This is a genomic window from Lysinibacillus telephonicus, from assembly GCF_003966145.1.
GTDB classification, from domain to species: domain Bacteria; phylum Bacillota; class Bacilli; order Bacillales_A; family Planococcaceae; genus Ureibacillus; species Ureibacillus telephonicus.
The window spans coordinates 1-16,308 of sequence record NZ_RXNR01000079.1; the positions used below are offsets into that span (position 1 = coordinate 1).

The 16,308-nt window shown below is 33.8% G+C and carries 16 protein-coding genes and 1 riboswitch; of the genes, 13 read left to right on the plus strand and 3 right to left on the minus strand.

The genetic code is table 11. From position 1 onward, the window contains the following. Nucleotides 1-129: 129 nt before the first annotated feature. Nucleotides 130-1,329, plus strand: coding sequence for a GGDEF domain-containing protein (locus tag EKG35_RS17930; RefSeq protein ID WP_126295913.1), 1,200 nt, complete (start codon nt 130-132; stop codon nt 1,327-1,329). Between the two features lie 402 nt (nt 1,330-1,731). Here the strand turns inward: EKG35_RS17930 and EKG35_RS17940 are convergent, their stop codons facing one another. Then, on the minus strand, nt 1,732-2,853 hold the full coding sequence (locus EKG35_RS17940) for an NADH-dependent flavin oxidoreductase (RefSeq protein ID WP_126295914.1): 1,122 nt from the start codon (nt 2,851-2,853) through the stop codon (nt 1,732-1,734). A gap of 229 nt (nt 2,854-3,082) precedes the next feature. On the opposite strand from EKG35_RS17940, the gene EKG35_RS17945 reads away from it, so the two are divergent. From EKG35_RS17945 to EKG35_RS17955, 3 genes are all read left to right on the plus strand, one after another. Continuing rightward, nucleotides 3,083-4,063 carry a thymidylate synthase gene (locus EKG35_RS17945; protein ID WP_126295915.1) on the plus strand — a complete coding sequence of 327 codons (981 nt, stop codon included), beginning with the start codon at nt 3,083-3,085 and terminating at the stop codon, nt 4,061-4,063. Nucleotides 4,064-4,219: 156 nt separating this feature from the next. After that, nucleotides 4,220-5,359, plus strand: coding sequence for a zinc-dependent alcohol dehydrogenase (locus EKG35_RS17950; RefSeq protein ID WP_126295916.1), 1,140 nt, complete (start codon nt 4,220-4,222; stop codon nt 5,357-5,359). Between the two features lie 128 nt (nt 5,360-5,487). Beyond that, a riboswitch (cyclic di-AMP (ydaO/yuaA leader) is annotated at nt 5,488-5,610 on the plus strand. Nucleotides 5,611-5,719: 109 nt separating this feature from the next. Then, entirely contained in the window at nt 5,720-6,508 is a 789-nt protein-coding gene (locus EKG35_RS17955; protein WP_221766338.1) for a 4-hydroxy-tetrahydrodipicolinate reductase, read from the plus strand. Nucleotides 6,509-6,643: 135 nt separating this feature from the next. On the opposite strand, the gene EKG35_RS17960 is transcribed toward EKG35_RS17955, so the two are convergent. Continuing rightward, nucleotides 6,644-7,450, minus strand: a complete 807-nt coding sequence (locus EKG35_RS17960; RefSeq protein WP_126295917.1) for a hypothetical protein — start codon at nt 7,448-7,450, stop codon at nt 6,644-6,646. 156 nt (nt 7,451-7,606) lie between these two features. On the opposite strand from EKG35_RS17960, the gene EKG35_RS17965 reads away from it, so the two are divergent. The 4 genes from EKG35_RS17965 to EKG35_RS17980 all read left to right on the plus strand — a co-directional run bounded on the left by EKG35_RS17965 (nt 7,607) and on the right by EKG35_RS17980 (nt 11,178). Then, nucleotides 7,607-8,083 carry a dihydrofolate reductase gene (locus EKG35_RS17965; protein WP_126295918.1) on the plus strand — a complete coding sequence of 159 codons (477 nt, stop codon included), beginning with the start codon at nt 7,607-7,609 and terminating at the stop codon, nt 8,081-8,083. 287 nt (nt 8,084-8,370) lie between these two features. Next, a complete protein-coding gene (locus tag EKG35_RS17970; RefSeq protein ID WP_185807811.1) occupies nt 8,371-8,910 on the plus strand; it encodes an NfeD family membrane protein in 540 nt (179 codons plus the stop codon). Between the two features lie 11 nt (nt 8,911-8,921). Beyond that, nucleotides 8,922-10,427: a flotillin lipid rafts scaffold protein FloT gene (locus tag EKG35_RS17975; RefSeq protein ID WP_126295919.1), complete on the plus strand. Its 1,506-nt coding sequence runs from the start codon at nt 8,922-8,924 to the stop codon at nt 10,425-10,427. A 406-nt stretch (nt 10,428-10,833) separates the two neighbouring features. Then, nucleotides 10,834-11,178 carry a hypothetical protein gene (locus EKG35_RS17980; RefSeq protein WP_126295920.1) on the plus strand — a complete coding sequence of 115 codons (345 nt, stop codon included), beginning with the start codon at nt 10,834-10,836 and terminating at the stop codon, nt 11,176-11,178. 227 nt (nt 11,179-11,405) lie between these two features. Here the strand turns inward: EKG35_RS17980 and trhA are convergent, their stop codons facing one another. Continuing rightward, on the minus strand, nt 11,406-12,047 hold the full coding sequence (gene trhA, locus EKG35_RS17985; protein ID WP_126295921.1) for a PAQR family membrane homeostasis protein TrhA: 642 nt from the start codon (nt 12,045-12,047) through the stop codon (nt 11,406-11,408). Between the two features lie 200 nt (nt 12,048-12,247). Between trhA and EKG35_RS17990 the strand changes: the two genes are divergently transcribed. The 5 genes from EKG35_RS17990 (at nt 12,248) to msrB (ending at nt 16,151) form a co-directional block, all read left to right on the plus strand. After that, the gene (locus EKG35_RS17990; RefSeq protein ID WP_126295922.1) at nt 12,248-13,090 is read left to right on the plus strand and encodes a DegV family protein; all 843 of its coding nucleotides are present in this window, start codon (nt 12,248-12,250) and stop codon (nt 13,088-13,090) included. A gap of 519 nt (nt 13,091-13,609) precedes the next feature. Next, nucleotides 13,610-14,521, plus strand: coding sequence for a GDSL-type esterase/lipase family protein (locus EKG35_RS17995; protein ID WP_126295923.1), 912 nt, complete (start codon nt 13,610-13,612; stop codon nt 14,519-14,521). Nucleotides 14,522-14,608: 87 nt separating this feature from the next. Beyond that, nucleotides 14,609-15,184 (plus strand): YpmS family protein, encoded by a 576-nt coding sequence (locus tag EKG35_RS18000; protein ID WP_126295924.1) that lies wholly within the window; start codon nt 14,609-14,611, stop codon nt 15,182-15,184. A 12-nt stretch (nt 15,185-15,196) separates the two neighbouring features. Then, nucleotides 15,197-15,721 (plus strand): peptide-methionine (S)-S-oxide reductase MsrA, encoded by a 525-nt coding sequence (gene msrA, locus EKG35_RS18005; protein WP_126295925.1) that lies wholly within the window; start codon nt 15,197-15,199, stop codon nt 15,719-15,721. 1 nt (nt 15,722) lies between these two features. Continuing rightward, entirely contained in the window at nt 15,723-16,151 is a 429-nt protein-coding gene (msrB, locus tag EKG35_RS18010) for a peptide-methionine (R)-S-oxide reductase MsrB (protein ID WP_126295926.1), read from the plus strand. The last annotated feature ends 157 nt before the right edge of the window (nt 16,152-16,308 follow it).

Consider the following 16,308-nt stretch of genomic DNA (forward strand, 5'->3'; position numbering starts at 1 on the left):
CCTCAAACTGTAAATGAATTGAAGTATTGTAAAATACTAAAATATTATTCTTTAAAAAATATTTTTTCTATTAGATAAAACGGGTCAAACCGTTGATATATCAACATTTATAGAGGGAGGATATAACATTTGAATAACGACATGGAAAATGATTCGTTATTAATGAAAATAGAAATATTAAAGCATAATCTCCAAAAAATAAGTCTTATAAATAAAATTTTTACTATTCTCATAGTAGTTTTATTTTTAAATATGAATATTTTATCAAATATTTCTTTTTTTAATTTTAATAGTTCAAATTCATTAAGACTTATTCATTATTTAATATTTCTTATTTTTAATCTTTTTATTTTTTACTTACTTGATATTCGAAAAATACATGTTACGAAAGAAAATATAAAAAAAGTCGACATATTTGTAAGTGCATATGTTACTTTGTTTATTTCCATAGGCGCTTGTATTTCCTTTGCAAATTACGATATTTATAATCCTCTACTAATCTATACTTTAACCTTATTTGTTTGTAGTTCATTTTTAGTGTTAAAAACGATACAAGTTACAGTACCAATCTCCATTTCGAGCAGCATCTTATTAATTGGGCTTTATTTGCAAAATGGTATTGATTCGAATTTTAAATTGCAGCTTATTTACCTTTTATCGTTAGCTCCAATCACTTACTTTATTTCACGTTCGTTTTATTATTCTTTTGAGCGATCAATAAAATTTCAAATCGAATTAATGAAGGAAGCACGTCTTTCACGAAATTTGACCAAAAAGCTTCGAGAAGCAAATCGAAAATTAGAATTGCAAGTTTCCTTAGATCCGTTAACAAATTTATATAATCGAAGAGGCTATAACGAATATTTAAAAGATCTTCAATTACGGGTTAAGGAAAAACCATACAATTTATCAGTGATTATGGTAGATGTTGATTGTTTTAAATTATACAACGATACTTATGGTCATACTCAAGGTGACAGTGTATTAGTGAAAATTGGACAACTATTATATGATATTGCTGATGAATTTAGCTGTTTTTCATCGAGGTGGGGTGGGGAAGAATTTGTATTGCTGCTAGTAAATCAAACAGTTGAGACGACAGAAAATATTTGCAGCAAAATTAGAAAGAAAGTAAACAAATTAAAAATTGATCATTGTTCTTCACATATTAATGAGTTTGTCACAGTAAGCATCGGAGCTTGTACCATGGAAATTACAAATCCTGGTCATATTACCGATTGCATTAATGAAGCGGATGATGCGCTATATTATGTAAAGCATAATGGTAGAAATAGTTATGAGCATCGTTATGGTGTTCATGTTGTTTAATGGGATATTTCATTTTTAGTTGGGACATCCATTTTTTATTTTGTTCATTTTAAGAGCAATAAGCTTGATAGTTAAAATTGGGGGGTCTTATGTAAAATCTTCTATGAAGAAAAAGGCTGGGGCTTGGATATCAATTAAAGGGGAGGCCCGTGTTTGGGTACATTTCAGTAGTATTAAATGGAAGGGTTCAGATTAATTAACAAAGGTGAGATGGTTTTATTTGACCTTGAAGAAAACCCCAATTTAAAAGAACAGTCACGTCGGGCTGTAAATGTAAGAAAATTGTAAAATAAGATTCAGCTAAAAGTACGGTCTAATAAAATCATTTGTGAGGGAAAAAGTGAATAAGAAACTCGAGGTAAACTAAATTGAGAGCGGACTACTTGAAGTCCGCTCTGTTAATTATGCAATAGGGAACCAGCCAGGCGTATTTATAATTGCATTCCATAGTGGATCTGGTACGACCAATTCCTCTTGCTTGTCCTTTTGAAGCTTCGTAACAATTTCGGCTTCTTTTCCTTCCGCAACCTTTTGGACCCAATCAGGATCAATAATGATTTCTCTTCCCAGTGCGACTAACGAAACTCCTGTGTCTAGGGCCATTTTGGCATCCTCAGCAGTCTGAATCGAACCTACGCCAATAAGGGGAATTCGATTATTAATTGTTTCAAGCAAATAGTCTATACGAGTTTTTGATAAATCGTCTACCCCTCTTCTAGGTGTTGAGAAAAATTGATTCAATGACACATGTAGATAATCTAAACCTTTATCTGCTAATGCGTCCACTAATGCAAATGTATCTGACATTGTTATTCCAGGCGTTTCTAATTCTTCAGGTGAAAAACGATAGCCGATGATGAAATTCGATTCTGCATGCTCTGCTACTACGTTTTTTATTTTATCTACAATCGCTAAAGGGAAGGTCATTCTTTTTTCTAAACTTCCACCAAAGCGATCTTCACGGCGGTTAGAGTGGGGTGAAAAGAACTGCTGGATTAAGTAGCCGTTCGCACCGTGAATTTCAACACCATCATAGCCAGCTTCAATTGCACGACGAGTCGCTTCCCCGAAGGCATCAATGATTTCATCAACTTCTGACTCTGATAATGCTCTTGGAGTATTTGTTGAACCTGTAGCTGGTACTTCGCTGGCACTTACGATTTCTCCGTTTGGTACTAGCTCTGGGGGACACATTCTTCCTCCATGGAAAATTTGGAGTACTGCTTTGGCTCCCTGTTCTTTGATGGCATCTGCTAATTGCTTCAAGCTCGGAATCATTTCATCATTGTCTGCACCAAATTCACCATGAAACCCTTTACCATTTGGTGTTACATAAGCACAAGCAGTAATTACCATGCTAACACCTCTTGAGCGGCGGGCATAATAGTTGACCTCTGCATCTGTTACAGTTCCATTTGGATTAGATGAATAGTTCGTCATCGGCGCCATCACAATTCGATTTTTCAATTCAATTCCATTTGCAAAAGTATATGGTGATAGTAATTCTTTGTATTTTTGGTTCATCTATTTCTCCTCCTACATTCAATTCCTAGCTAACCAATTAGCTCTATAAACATTAGCTTATCCATTTTTGGTTTATTTTTAAAGCAATCTGTTTTATACGATGAAAATTAGGTTGTTAGACGCATATTAAAACAACTCTAGCTAAAATATAAAAACAAAAAAGAATTAATAGCGATTTATCAAACAAAAAATTTAATTTTGCCTTTATAATAGTGAAGAGGTGATTAGATTGGACAGACATCCTGAGCACGAATATTTAAATTTATTAAAATATACATTGGAAAATGGTATAAAAAAGGAAGACAGAACTGGTACTGGAACTATGAGCGTTTTTGGTTATCAAATGCGTTTTGATTTAAGTAAAGGGTTTCCGCTTTTTACAACAAAACGAGTTGCATTCAAATTAATCGCAAGTGAATTGTTGTGGTTTATCAAAGGTGATACAAACATTCGTTATTTGCTCCAAAATAACAATCATATTTGGGATGAATGGGCATTTAAACGCTGGGTAGAATCGGACGAATATAAAGGGCCAGATATGACGGATTTTGGAAGACGCTGTTTAGTTGATGAGAACTTTAATGAACTATATCAAAAGGAACTTAAAGCATTTTGTCAACGTGTTTTAGAAGATGACGCTTTTGCTGAAAAATATGGTGATTTAGGTAACGTTTACGGCAAGCAGTGGCGTAATTGGACAGCAACTAATGGGGAAAGAATTGATCAATTAAGTGATGCCATTAATCAAATTAAAAATAACCCTGATTCTAGAAGAATCATCGTAAATGCTTGGAACCCAGAGGATGTTATTAATGCAGGCGGCAAGGACAGCAAGGCAGCACTTCCTCCATGTCATGTAATGTTCCAATTTTATGTAGCAGATAGAAAATTAAGTTGTATGCTTACACAACGCAGTGGAGATCAATTTTTGGGAGTTCCTTATAACGTAAGTTCCTATGCATTATTAACACATTTGATAGCTCATGAATGTGGATTAGAAGTTGGTGAATTTGTTCACTCCATTGGTGATGCTCATATTTATTCAAATCATATGGAGCAAGTAAGAGAGCAGTTGTCACGTGATCCACGTCCATTCCCAACATTAAAAATCAATCCAGATAAACAATCAATTTTTGAAATCGAGTTGGAAGACTTAACGATTGAAGGCTATGATCCACATCCTGCTATTAAAGCTCCAGTAGCTGTTTAAAATGTACCTGGTACATAAACAATTCTGAATTTAACACATTAACACTCTGTTTTGAGAGAAATCTCTGCAGAGTTTTTTTATTGTCCAAGAATCGTTCGTTATTTTCTTCTGTCTTTGGTCAAAATAGAAACAGACATAAATGAAGGAGGAAATAACATGAAGGCAGTTACTTATCAAGGAATTAAAGATGTTGCCGTAAAAGATGTACCAGATGCACAAATTCAAAAACCAGATGATATTATAGTACGGATTACCTCTACAGCAATTTGTGGGTCGGATTTGCATATTTATCGCGGCAGTGTGCCGACGACGAAAGGTTTTGTCATTGGGCATGAACCGATGGGGATTGTAGAAGATGTTGGACCAGAAGTGACAAAGGTAAAAAAGGGGGATAGAGTAATTATTCCTTTTAATGTATCTTGTGGTGAATGTTATTTTTGTCAGCATGATATGGAAAGCCAATGCGATAACTCGAATGATTTTCCTGAGGTAGATTCAGGAGGCTTTTTTGGTTATACAGAAAGATATGGCAACTACCCTGGTGGTCAAGCGGAACTGTTAAGGGTTCCATATGGTAATTTTGTTCCATTTAAAGTGCCTGAATCCTGTGAACTAGAAGATGAATCCCTTTTATTTATTTCAGATATTTTACCTACCGCTTATTGGAGTGTTGAAAACGCGGGTGTAAAAAAAGGAGATACAGTCGCTGTATTAGGAGCTGGTCCTGTAGGCCTACTCGTTCAAAAATTTGCATGGATGAAAGGAGCAAGTCGAGTTATTGCAGTTGATGCACTAAATTACCGCCTAAATCATTCAAAGAAAACAAATAAAGTTGAAACGTTTAATCTCGATGAATTTGAAGATGTGGGCATGCAAATACGTGAAATTACAAAAGGCGGAGTGGACGTTGTAATTGATTGCGTAGGGATGGACGGAAAGCTAAATATTTTAGAAAAAGTGGAACAAAAGTTGAAAATACAAGGTGGAACGTTGAGCGCGATTGAAATTGCTGCAAAGGCTGCCCGTAAATTTGGAACGATTCAACTAACAGGAGTTTATGGTGCCAGATATAATTTGTTTCCATTAGGTAGACTGTTTGAACGAAATTTAACATTAAAAATGGGTCAGGCACCAGTCATTCATTATATGCCAATGCTCTATGACATGATTGTTAAAGGAAAAATTGACCCAACGGATATTATTACACATCGTATGTCATTAGAACAGGCGAGCGATGCGTATCGATTATTCCACGATAACGAAGAAAATAGTATAAAGTTTGTCCTAAAACCGTAATTTTTTCATGTACCTGAACTCATGCTCCAAATTTTTGGTTCTTTGAGTGACAGGTACATTTTCCTTGTTGGGAGATTTTTTTTATGCTATCGTTATATATATAGATAAAAAATACAAGTTTAACAATATTATACAAATCGCTGAATCCAGAAATGGAATGGGAGAACTAATTTTTCGGGGTGAATCACGTAAGTGTAGGGCAATATAGTCCGAATCCGTCAGCTATCTCGTAAGCGTCACTAGGAACTAGTATTGTATGGTTGTTAGGTTAAATGATGCTACAGATAATGGTCTGTAGTTTTTTATTATCTAATTTTTTATCTATATTTAAAATCAGACAGTTGGGAAGGGGTTTTCTTATTGACGATATCAATAGGTTTATTTGGTTTTGGTAAAACAGGTTCAGTCGTTGCAAATGAAATTATTAATGATAAAGATTGTGAATTAAAGTGGGTAATGCGTGAGTCATCAAATAATATTGGAGAGTTTGCAAGCCGATTATTAGGATTTGACCATAAAGAAGGGAAAATTTACAACGTTTATGAAGTTGATTTTAATGAATTTTATAAAGATAATTATGTAGATGTGATTATCGATTTTTCTGCCTCTTGTGCTGTTAATGAATACAAGGAAGCAGTAAAATATGGTAGTAAAATTGTATCGGCAATATCAAACTATGAGGAAGAAAATATTAATCAATTAAAACAATTGTCTCTCCAAACAGCCGTCTTGTATTCTCCTAATATTACCATAGGAATTAATTTCTTAATGGAAGCCTCAAAACTTTTACAAAAAATTGCACCAAATGCTGATATAGAAATAATTGAAGAACATTTTAGAGGGAAAAAAGATGTTTCAGGAACAGCTCTTCGTATTGCAGATGCATTAGGTCTTGATAAAGAGCAGCATGTAAATTCAATTCGTGTTGGTGGAATTATTGGGAAACATGAAGTTGTATTTGGACTTCCTAATCAAACAATAAGAATTGTACATGAATCTCATAATCGGGCAGCTTTTGGACAAGGAGCAATATATGCTGCGAAGTGGATAATGGGCAAAGAAAAAGGCAGCTATAGTATGGAACAGGCTTTGTCTTTAATAATGAGCGGATCGAAAGATAACGAGCTTGAACCTACAGTATTGCTATAAAAAATATATAGAATTTTAATTTTGAAATTTACTCAGTGATAAATTATTCATTATTCACAATAAAAACGTAGTATGAAGAGCAGCAAAGAGTTTTTATACTACGTTTTTATTGTGTTTAAATGATTTCACTATCATTCAATTTATTTTAAATAAACTATCTACCCAATTTTCAGTAGATGTAGGATGATTGCTTTCAAATAGATGGTATTTATTAATATTTTGAATGAATTCTAGGTTGACGAAAGGTTTTAGTGATTTCGGGCATGCATTAATGATGATGGACCCTTTCTTTAACGATGAAGTATGTTTTAAAAATTCATTTTTAATTTGAGGAATTTCACTCCACATTTTTAGCCAAATTTTATCTCTCAATTCTCGGTAATAATTATTAAGCGGCTTTTCATGAATATAGTGAAGAGACGTTTGGAAGTTAACAGCATTTATAATATTAATTCGATAAAGATGATTGTCTTCGATTACATGAAAATCTCTTAAACGTTCTATTAGTTTTTCAATATTTTTTTCAATTTTCTTACCCGTCTGTCCTTGCGCAGGTCCTATTGGGATTAATTTTTCTGCATTTGATTCATATTCGTCAATGTGCGGGGATTCCAATATAATAGCAATTGTTTTATTTTTAAAATTGGATTCTATTAAAGAATCATCAAAACTGGAGTTTAATAGGATGTCACTATTTTTAATTGGCGAATAGATGATTACTTCTTCCTCGTTCGCTTCAATAAAAAAACGAGTGACGTTTTGTACTTGTTTATTTTTTTTGAAAAAAGATCGTTTTATAGTGATGGAATGAGCTGATGAATCAATTTGAACGTATTTATTATTGCTATTGACTAATTGCTCATAAACTATATCACTAATTTCAGTATAAATAGGGTATCCTTCTAATTGTATCGATGGTTTTTGCGCGATAATTGTTGCCATAGTGTCACGTCCTTTACTATTTTTTTGCTTCAATTAAACCTCTAATAGTGCTGAAAAAAGTCTACTAATTATTTATATTAAAAAAAATGTAAAATTATGATTAAAAACGTATAAAATATAAAAGATAATCATAGTAAACAAATTAGGAGAGATATGATGATTTCACTTATTGTTGCACACGACATAAACCACGTTATTGGATATGAAAATAAAATGCCATGGTATTTACCAGGAGAACTACAATATTTCAAACAACAAACAATGGGCAAACCGATGATAATGGGGAGAAAAACATTTGAATCAATTGGCAGGGCACTGCCAGGAAGAAGAAATATAGTCATTACTAGAAATAAAAACTATCATGCGGAAGGAATTGAGGTTGTCTCTAGTTTAGACGAAGCAATACAATTAGCAGGTGTTGTCGAAGAAATTATGATCATCGGTGGCGAACAGATATTTAAACTTGCGTTGGATATTGCCGACAGACTCTATATAACGCTAATCGAGCATGAATTTAAAGGAGATACATTTTTCCCAGCCTATGGAGAAGAATGGAAGCTGGTATCGAAAAGTGAAAAAGTGGAAACAGATGAAGGCTATAGTTTTACATACTGCATATATGAGAGAAACTAGTTATAGATAATTATCGAATTGCTCAAAATGATTTTTCTATAATTACAGAAATTATGACAATAAAACAAAAACATTGTTGAAAGATGCAATCCCTAGGAAAGAAGCTAACCTACCTCTAAGAAAGAGTATTTCAATCACTGCTAATAATATTACAAATCTTTATTTTATGTACTTAATTGTTTAGATACAATTAAGTACTTTTTTTATTTTTTGAAAAATTTTGAAACTTATACAGAAACCATCCGTATATATGCCTATAAGGGTTAAATTGGAAATGGAGGTGAATTTTGTTGATATTTGGCTATCAAATCGAAACGATTTACTTATTCACTTTGATCATTGTGGGATGTATTACTCTTCTTTACCTCTTCTTTTCAGATATGTTAGATGGCGTTTTTGAAGGGATACCATTTACCGACCCTGCTGTTATCCTTTCCTTTATTACAATCGCAGCTGCCGGGGGCTTTTTACTTGAAAAGCTCACATCATTATCAAGCCTTTATATCCTTATACTTACTTGCTTTATTTCAGCAGTCTTAAGTGCATTAATTTATTACTTTTTACTTGTTCCATTAAAAGCAGCTGAAGTCTCACTAGCATACACGGAGGATTCTTTAGGAGGGCAAGTAGGCAAAGTGATTGTACCAATACCAGTAGATGGTTTTGGAGAAGTAGTCATCGAAACAGTAAATGGCATAATATCAAAACGAGCAACAGGCTTTGATAATGAGGCGATTGATTATGATGAGGAAGTACTTATTATTGAGGCGAAGGATGGAACGGTTTATGTAAAGAAATATGATTCACCATTACAATACAAATTTTAGGGGGAATTTGAATGTCAACAATAATCGTAATTGGGGTTGTTTTATTTATCCTTATCGCAATAGTTGCTGTTTATATTGCGAAATATAAAACAGTTGGTCCAGATGAAGCACTCATTGTAACAGGAAGTGCACTTGGCTCAAAAAATGTTCATAAAGATGAGTCGGGAAATAAAATAAAAATTATTCGTGGTGGGGGGACATTCGTGTTCCCGGTATTCCAACAAGCTGAACCATTAAGCTTATTATCTAGTAAACTGGAAGTAACAACACCAGAAGTTTATACTGAACAAGGCGTTCCTGTAATGGCGGATGGAACTGCAATTATTAAAATTGGCGGCTCTATTTCTGAAATTGCTACAGCAGCAGAGCAATTTTTAGGGAAAAATAAGTCAGAGCTTGAAAATGAAGCAAAAGAAGTATTAGAAGGTCATTTACGCTCCATTTTAGGTTCGATGACAGTAGAAGAGATATATAAAAATCGCGATAAATTTTCACAGGAAGTACAGCGTGTTGCTTCACAGGATTTAGCTAAAATGGGATTAGTCATTGTGTCGTTTACGATTAAGGATGTTCGTGATAAAAATGGCTATCTGGATTCTTTAGGGAAACCTCGAATTGCGCAAGTGAAACGAGATGCAGATATTGCTACAGCAGAGGCTGAAAAAGAAACACGTATTAAACGTGCAGAAGCTGAAAAAGAAGCACAAAAGGCAGAATTGCAGCGTGCAACAGAAATTGCTGAAGCTGAGAAGGAAAATCAATTAAAGGTAGCAGAATTCCGCCGTGAGCAGGATGTAGCAAAAGCGCGTGCAGACCAAGCGTATGAGCTGGAATCAGCAAAAGCGAAACAAGAAGTAACAGAGCAAGAAATGCAAGTAAAAATTATTGAACGTCAAAAACAAATTGAGTTGGAAGAAAAAGAAATTTTGCGTCGTGAGAAACAATACGATTCGGAAGTTAAGAAAAAAGCCGATGCAGATCGTTATGCAATTGAACAAAATGCAGCAGCTGTGAAAATGAAAGAGCTAGCTCAAGCTGATGCAGAAAAATATAGAATCGAAGCTTTAGCAAAGGCAGAAGCAGAAAAAATTCGTTTAGACGGGTTGGCAAAAGCAGATTCTGAACGTGCACAAGGGGAAACAGAAGCTGAAATTATTAGATTAAAAGGTTTAGCTGAAGCAGAAGCGAAACGCAAAATTGCAGAAGCATTTGAACAATTCGGTCAAGCAGCTGTATTGGATATGATTATTCGAATGATGCCTGAGTATGCGAAAGAAATTGCAAGTCCTTTATCGAACATTGACAAAATTACAGTTGTTGACACAGGAAATGGTGAAGGCGGCGGTGCAAATCGTGTAACTTCCTATGCAACGAACTTAATGGCATCGTTACAGGAAACATTAAAAGCTTCCTCAGGTATTGATGTCAAAGAATTAATTGAAAACTTTTCAGGCAAAAGTACAATTACACAAATTGAAAGTATAACTGAAAAAGAAAAAGAAGAGCATTTGGTATAAAAGTTAGTTTCAAACAACTATGAAAATGTAATTAGTTGTATTTATTACTAGTACTAATAAAATTAACAGATGGATTAAACGACCAAATCGCATAGTGATTTGGTCGTTTTTCAAGCAGTATTTTTAATTGGAATTTATTCTAATAAATAGATATAAAGAATTTTTGATTTTATTAATAAGTATTGAAAAGTTTGAGTATTGAAATGGAGGTTCAGCAAATTGTCGGACAAGTGAAAAACGTGGGATTTCAAGTCGGAATTAGAAGAAACTTTCCGATTTCCCAGGAAAGAGTCCGGGAAATTGTCTTTTGAAAAAATGGTTAGGTTTTTAAACTAGGACGGAAATATGTTACCGGAAATAAGATGATTACAATTCGATTTAGTTAGATTTTTGAGGGAGGGATTATTTGAACATAAACAGTGACTCACTAATTACTTTTATTATTATGTGGGGGACACCTGCAATTATGATGCTTATAACCTACTTAAAAATGACCAAAGAAGAAAAAAATGACGTAATAAAAGAATTTACATCTTCACGCTTTATTTTCACTATTGGATTCCTGGTAACAGGCATTTTTCTTGATTCTTTAGGGAATTTATTGACACTAAACATTATGAAATTATTGGGAACTCCATTGATAATTGTTGCGGGGACTAACATAGTGGTGGATCAATGGAAGAAAAATAAAGTTAAAAGTATTTTAATTACTTTACTTATCTTAGTTCTAATAGGCTTAATTATAAGCTAGATACTTAAGTGACAGTAGCCGACTAGGACATTTTCAGCCCATTTTCTGGGTAATTATTGTTAATGAGATTATAATTTTACCTATTTAGTCATTTATCAAAAAAAGAAAGAAGAATAATTAACCTATATTACGAGCAATAAATCTATTTCTACATAGAGGATTTGGTGGAAACGAATATAAGGAAAAGCTTGGAGATTACCCAAGCTTTTTTCATTTTCCGTTATTTTTTATAAATACATAGCAACACAAGTCACCATACATGCACAACCAGCTATTACAAATAGATGCCAAATAGCATGGTTAAAAGGCAGCTTTCTCCAAGCATAAAAAATAGCACCGAATGTAAATAATAATCCGCCTGATAGCAGTACAGTAAAACCATCGAAATGTAAAAATTCATAAAGAGGTTTTATTGCAAAGATTATAAGCCATCCCATTGCAATATATAAAACTAATGAGAACGTATTAAATTTATTAATAAAAAAGCACTTAAATACAATACCCAATAGTGCTATTGACCAAATAATGCATAGTAGTACAATGCCTAACACACCGTCAATTGCAACTAATAAAAAAGGCGTATATGTACCGGCGATTAAAACGTATATAGAAGAATGATCTAAAATAGAAAAAATCTTTTTATATTTTTCGGGCATACTGTGTAATAAAGTTGACATTAAAAATAGAAGGATTAAAGATGCTCCAAAAATTGAATTGGATACAATTTCAACGCTATTACCAGATTGCACGGCGATTAGAATAAGTGCAACACACGCTGGGATACTCATTAGCAATCCCACACCATGTGTGATAGCATTCCAAAGTTCCTCTTTCCAATTTTTGTAATCAAATGCTGTTTCTGTATTCATTCAATTCACTCCTTGTAAGGTTAACTATACAAGAAAGAAAATGCGAGAAACATTGTCATTTGTCACATTATTTCACAAAACTATAGATGGAGAAACCTTATAATAAACGGGAATTGTGTTGGTTATGATTACATTTGTCATGTTTACAGTAGTAAATAATTCTAATTATAATGAGTTTATGCTATTTAAGGATGTGTCATATGGGACGAATTCATATTGTTACTGATTCTACTTGTGATTTAACAAGAGAAGAGTTATTAAAACATGATATTAAAGTGGTACCTTTAACGATTCAGATAGACGGAAAAACTTATGTAGATGGTACTGATATTGAGCCAGAAGCATTTATGGAGTTAATGAAAAATTCACAGGAACTACCTAAAAGCTCACAACCTGCACCAGGAAAATTTAAGGAATTATATGATGAACTTGGTAAAAATGGTGACCAAATTATCTCAATTCATATGACTGGTTCAATGAGTGGAACGGTAGATTCTGCCAGACAAGCCGCAGAACTAACAGATTCAGATGTAACAGTTATTGATTCTCGCTACATCGCTATCGGTTTAGCAATCCAAATCCGTGAAGCAATAAAATTGCGGGATGAAGGGGCTTGCGTTGAACAAATCGTTGCCCGTCTTGATGAGGTAAGAAAAAATACAAGGCTGTTTGTTGTGGTCGATACACTTGAAAACCTTATTAAAGGTGGACGTATTGGCAAGGGAAAAGGGATGATTGGTTCATTATTAAATATAAAACCGATTGCAACACTTGACGATGGGGCATATACACCCGTTTCAAAAGCAAGAAGCCATAAACAAGTAGTTAATTATTTATTTAAACAATTTAAAGAGGATACTGAGGGGAAAACTGTAAAATCAGTTGGGATTTCACATGCAAATGGCTTGACGAATTACGGAAATCCATTAAAACAATTAATTGAATCAACCGGATTTAATGAAGTTGAAATAAAGTTTACTTCTCCGATTATTAGTACACATACCGGTCCGGGTGCCATTGGATTTATTTATTTTGCTGAATAAGTAAGAAACAATATCTTTTCCTCTAGTGTCACGTTAATTAGAAACCGCTTACAAACTATAAGTTGTAAGAAGGGAAATTATTGCAGCTATAAACATGAATAACAAACGAAAAAAGTGCCAGAATCTTATGCATAAGGATTTGGCGCTTTTTCTAATGCTGAAATAGGACAGAACTTTGTAAGCAGCAGGTTGCATATAATGGGAATATATGGGGTATAAAATAGGGGGGAAGTTGGCAAACGATTTTATTGATCTCCCCATTTTGAAGCTGGTTGGTTAATCGTTTTTGATAAATGTGAAGGAAATGTTGATTTAGGGGTAAACTAGAAAGAACTTTGATAGGAATATCCACACTACAATAGCTGAAATAATTGCTTCTTCATGTAAATAGAATAGAAGTAGTTTTACTTTTTGTTGATCAAACTTTTTATCAAAACAAGAAATTAATGTGGAAGGGAAGATTTACTTCTGAAACGGTTTTTTGTTTTAATTTTATGCAGCTTTTTTTTACTTGGATGTGTGAAGTTCGTAAACGAAAATGACATAAATCAGTTAAACGGCCTAAATGAATTTACCGAAATAAATTCTGACAACATTAAATCAAGTGCAATGCAACCATTATCTATTTCAGATAAAACAAAAGAAAGTCGAGTATTGGACAAAGCCGATCAATTATATTCCTATCCATTTCAAGGGATAATAAAAGAATATATGTTAGATGATACTGCAGAACCTCAAGAAGTTGAGCAAGAAGAGACAAAAATTTATTATTTAGCTCTTGGTGATTCATTGACTCGTGGTGTAGGGGATGAAGAACGGAAAAGTGGGTATACTAAAAGATTAGCTGAGAAAATTGAACAATGGTCTGATTTTTCTGAGGTGGTGTTGGATAATAGAGGCAAACGGGGTAGAAGAAGTGATCAATTACTAGCTTTACTTGAAAAAGGACATTATGATAATGAAATAAAGAATTCACAACTAATAACCATTACAATCGGTGGCAATGATATTATGAAAGTCGTTAAAAAGGATATTTTTAACTTAAAGAAAGAGGAATTTGATAATGAATTAGTTGAATTTGAACTTCGAATAGATAAAATAATAAAAGAAATTCGTTTAAGAAATCCAGATGTACCAATCATTTTAATAGGTCTCTATAATCCTTTTTCTGTCATTACAGATGAAATCACAGAATTTGAGTCCATTATATCAGAATGGAACAAATCGATTTTAGAAGTATCTGAAAACTATCCAAATGCTTGTTTTGTTGATGTGGAGGATTTATTTGATACTAATGCTAATTTAGTGTATCATACAGATTTCTTCCATCCAAATGGTTATGGATATACAATTATGACGGAACGAATTGTTTCAATTATGAAGAATTGTAATATTGAGGATCCTACGAATGGGTTAATCTTGTTTCATTAGGATAATCCTAACAATAAGATTATCCCTTTTCACATTTATGCAAAATACATACTCTAATTGGATTTGGGTAGCAAGGAGTGAACCGGTATGAATAAATGGAAAGTCGCCTTTTTTGTTCTAATAGGGTCAATTATTTTATTCATTACAATATTTATATTTTGGGCGATTTCACCATCAGAAGAAGTTCCGATTCCTTCTGAAAATGCAGTGAACCCTAGTGATAGTGTTTTTCTAGTAGAAACAACAGCAGAAGATGTTGAGAAAATTGCAATGAAGTACTTAACGGACGAGTTAAATAACCCGTCCCTTCCAATAGACATTATTGTGGATAAAGCAATAAGACTAAATAGTGAGCTTACTATTTTTGGGGTAACGGTTCCCTTTTCAATGGAATTTGAACCTACTGTAAATGAAGATGGCAATATTCAATTAAAGCAAACTGAAGTAAATGTTGGTAAACTAAATATACCACCAATAACCGTTTTAAAACTGATGAATGATGCGGTTCAATTTCCAGTCTGGATTATAGTACGACCAAATGAAGAAGAAATTTTCCTTGATTTGTCGAGGCTTACATTGCTCTCTGGTTCTAGAGTGAGAGCGAAGGAAATTGATTTAGAAAATAATCGCATTTTGTTAGAGGTTATTATTCCAAATGAATAGGAGGGAAAGTGTATGAGTAAAGAGATCGCGACATTTGCTGGTGGTTGTTTTTGGTGTATGGTTAAACCGTTTGATCAGTTGGATGGAATAGAACAGGTAGTGTCTGGTTATACAGGTGGACATGTTGAAAACCCTACATACGAGCAAGTTTGTTCTGAAACAACGGGTCATTTAGAGGCGGTGCAAATTACGTTTAATCCTAATATTTTTCCTTATGAAAGGATTGTTGAAACGTATTGGAAATTAATTGATCCCACAGATCCGGGAGGTCAATTTTATGATCGAGGCGAATCGTACACAACTGCGATTTTTTATCATAATGAAGAACAAAGAGAAATTGCGGAACAATCAAAAAAGCGTCTTGAAGAATCAGGAAAATTTAATAAACCAATTGCGGTAAAAATTTTACCTGCAAAACCGTTTTACCCTGCAGAGGAGTATCACCAGCATTATTATAAAAAAAATCCATTGCACTATGAGCGTTATCATATCGGCTCTGGACGTGCAGCATTTATAAAGGAACATTGGGGGGATTAACATGAATAAAGAAGAACGTCTAAAACAGCTTACACAAATGCAATACTATGTGACACAACAACAAGGTACTGAGCCTCCGTATCAAAACGAATACGATCAACATTTTGCAGAAGGCATTTATGTTGATATCGTTTCAGGTAAACCGTTATTCAGCTCAAAGGATAAATTTGATGCAGGCTGCGGCTGGCCAAGTTTTGCTAAGCCGATTGAAACAGAAGAAATTACCGAACATTTTGATACATCACATGGTATGCGAAGAGTAGAGGTTCGAAGTAAAACAGCAGATTCACATTTAGGGCATGTATTTCCAGATGGACCTCAAGAGTTAGGTGGACTCCGTTATTGCATTAATTCAGCTGCTCTTCGGTTTGTACCGAAAGAGAAGTTAGAAGAAGAGGGCTATGGGGAGTTTTTAAAGCTATTTGATTAATTACTAAAAGAATCCGCTTGTATCCAGAGCGGATTCCAGACTGTAGACAAACTCGAAAATTCGAGTTTGCCTACAGTCTTTTTTCTTTTAAAATAAAATTAATAACCCTTTTTGAATAAGTTAGTTGATTTCCGTTTCGGCGGACGCTTTCCGCGGG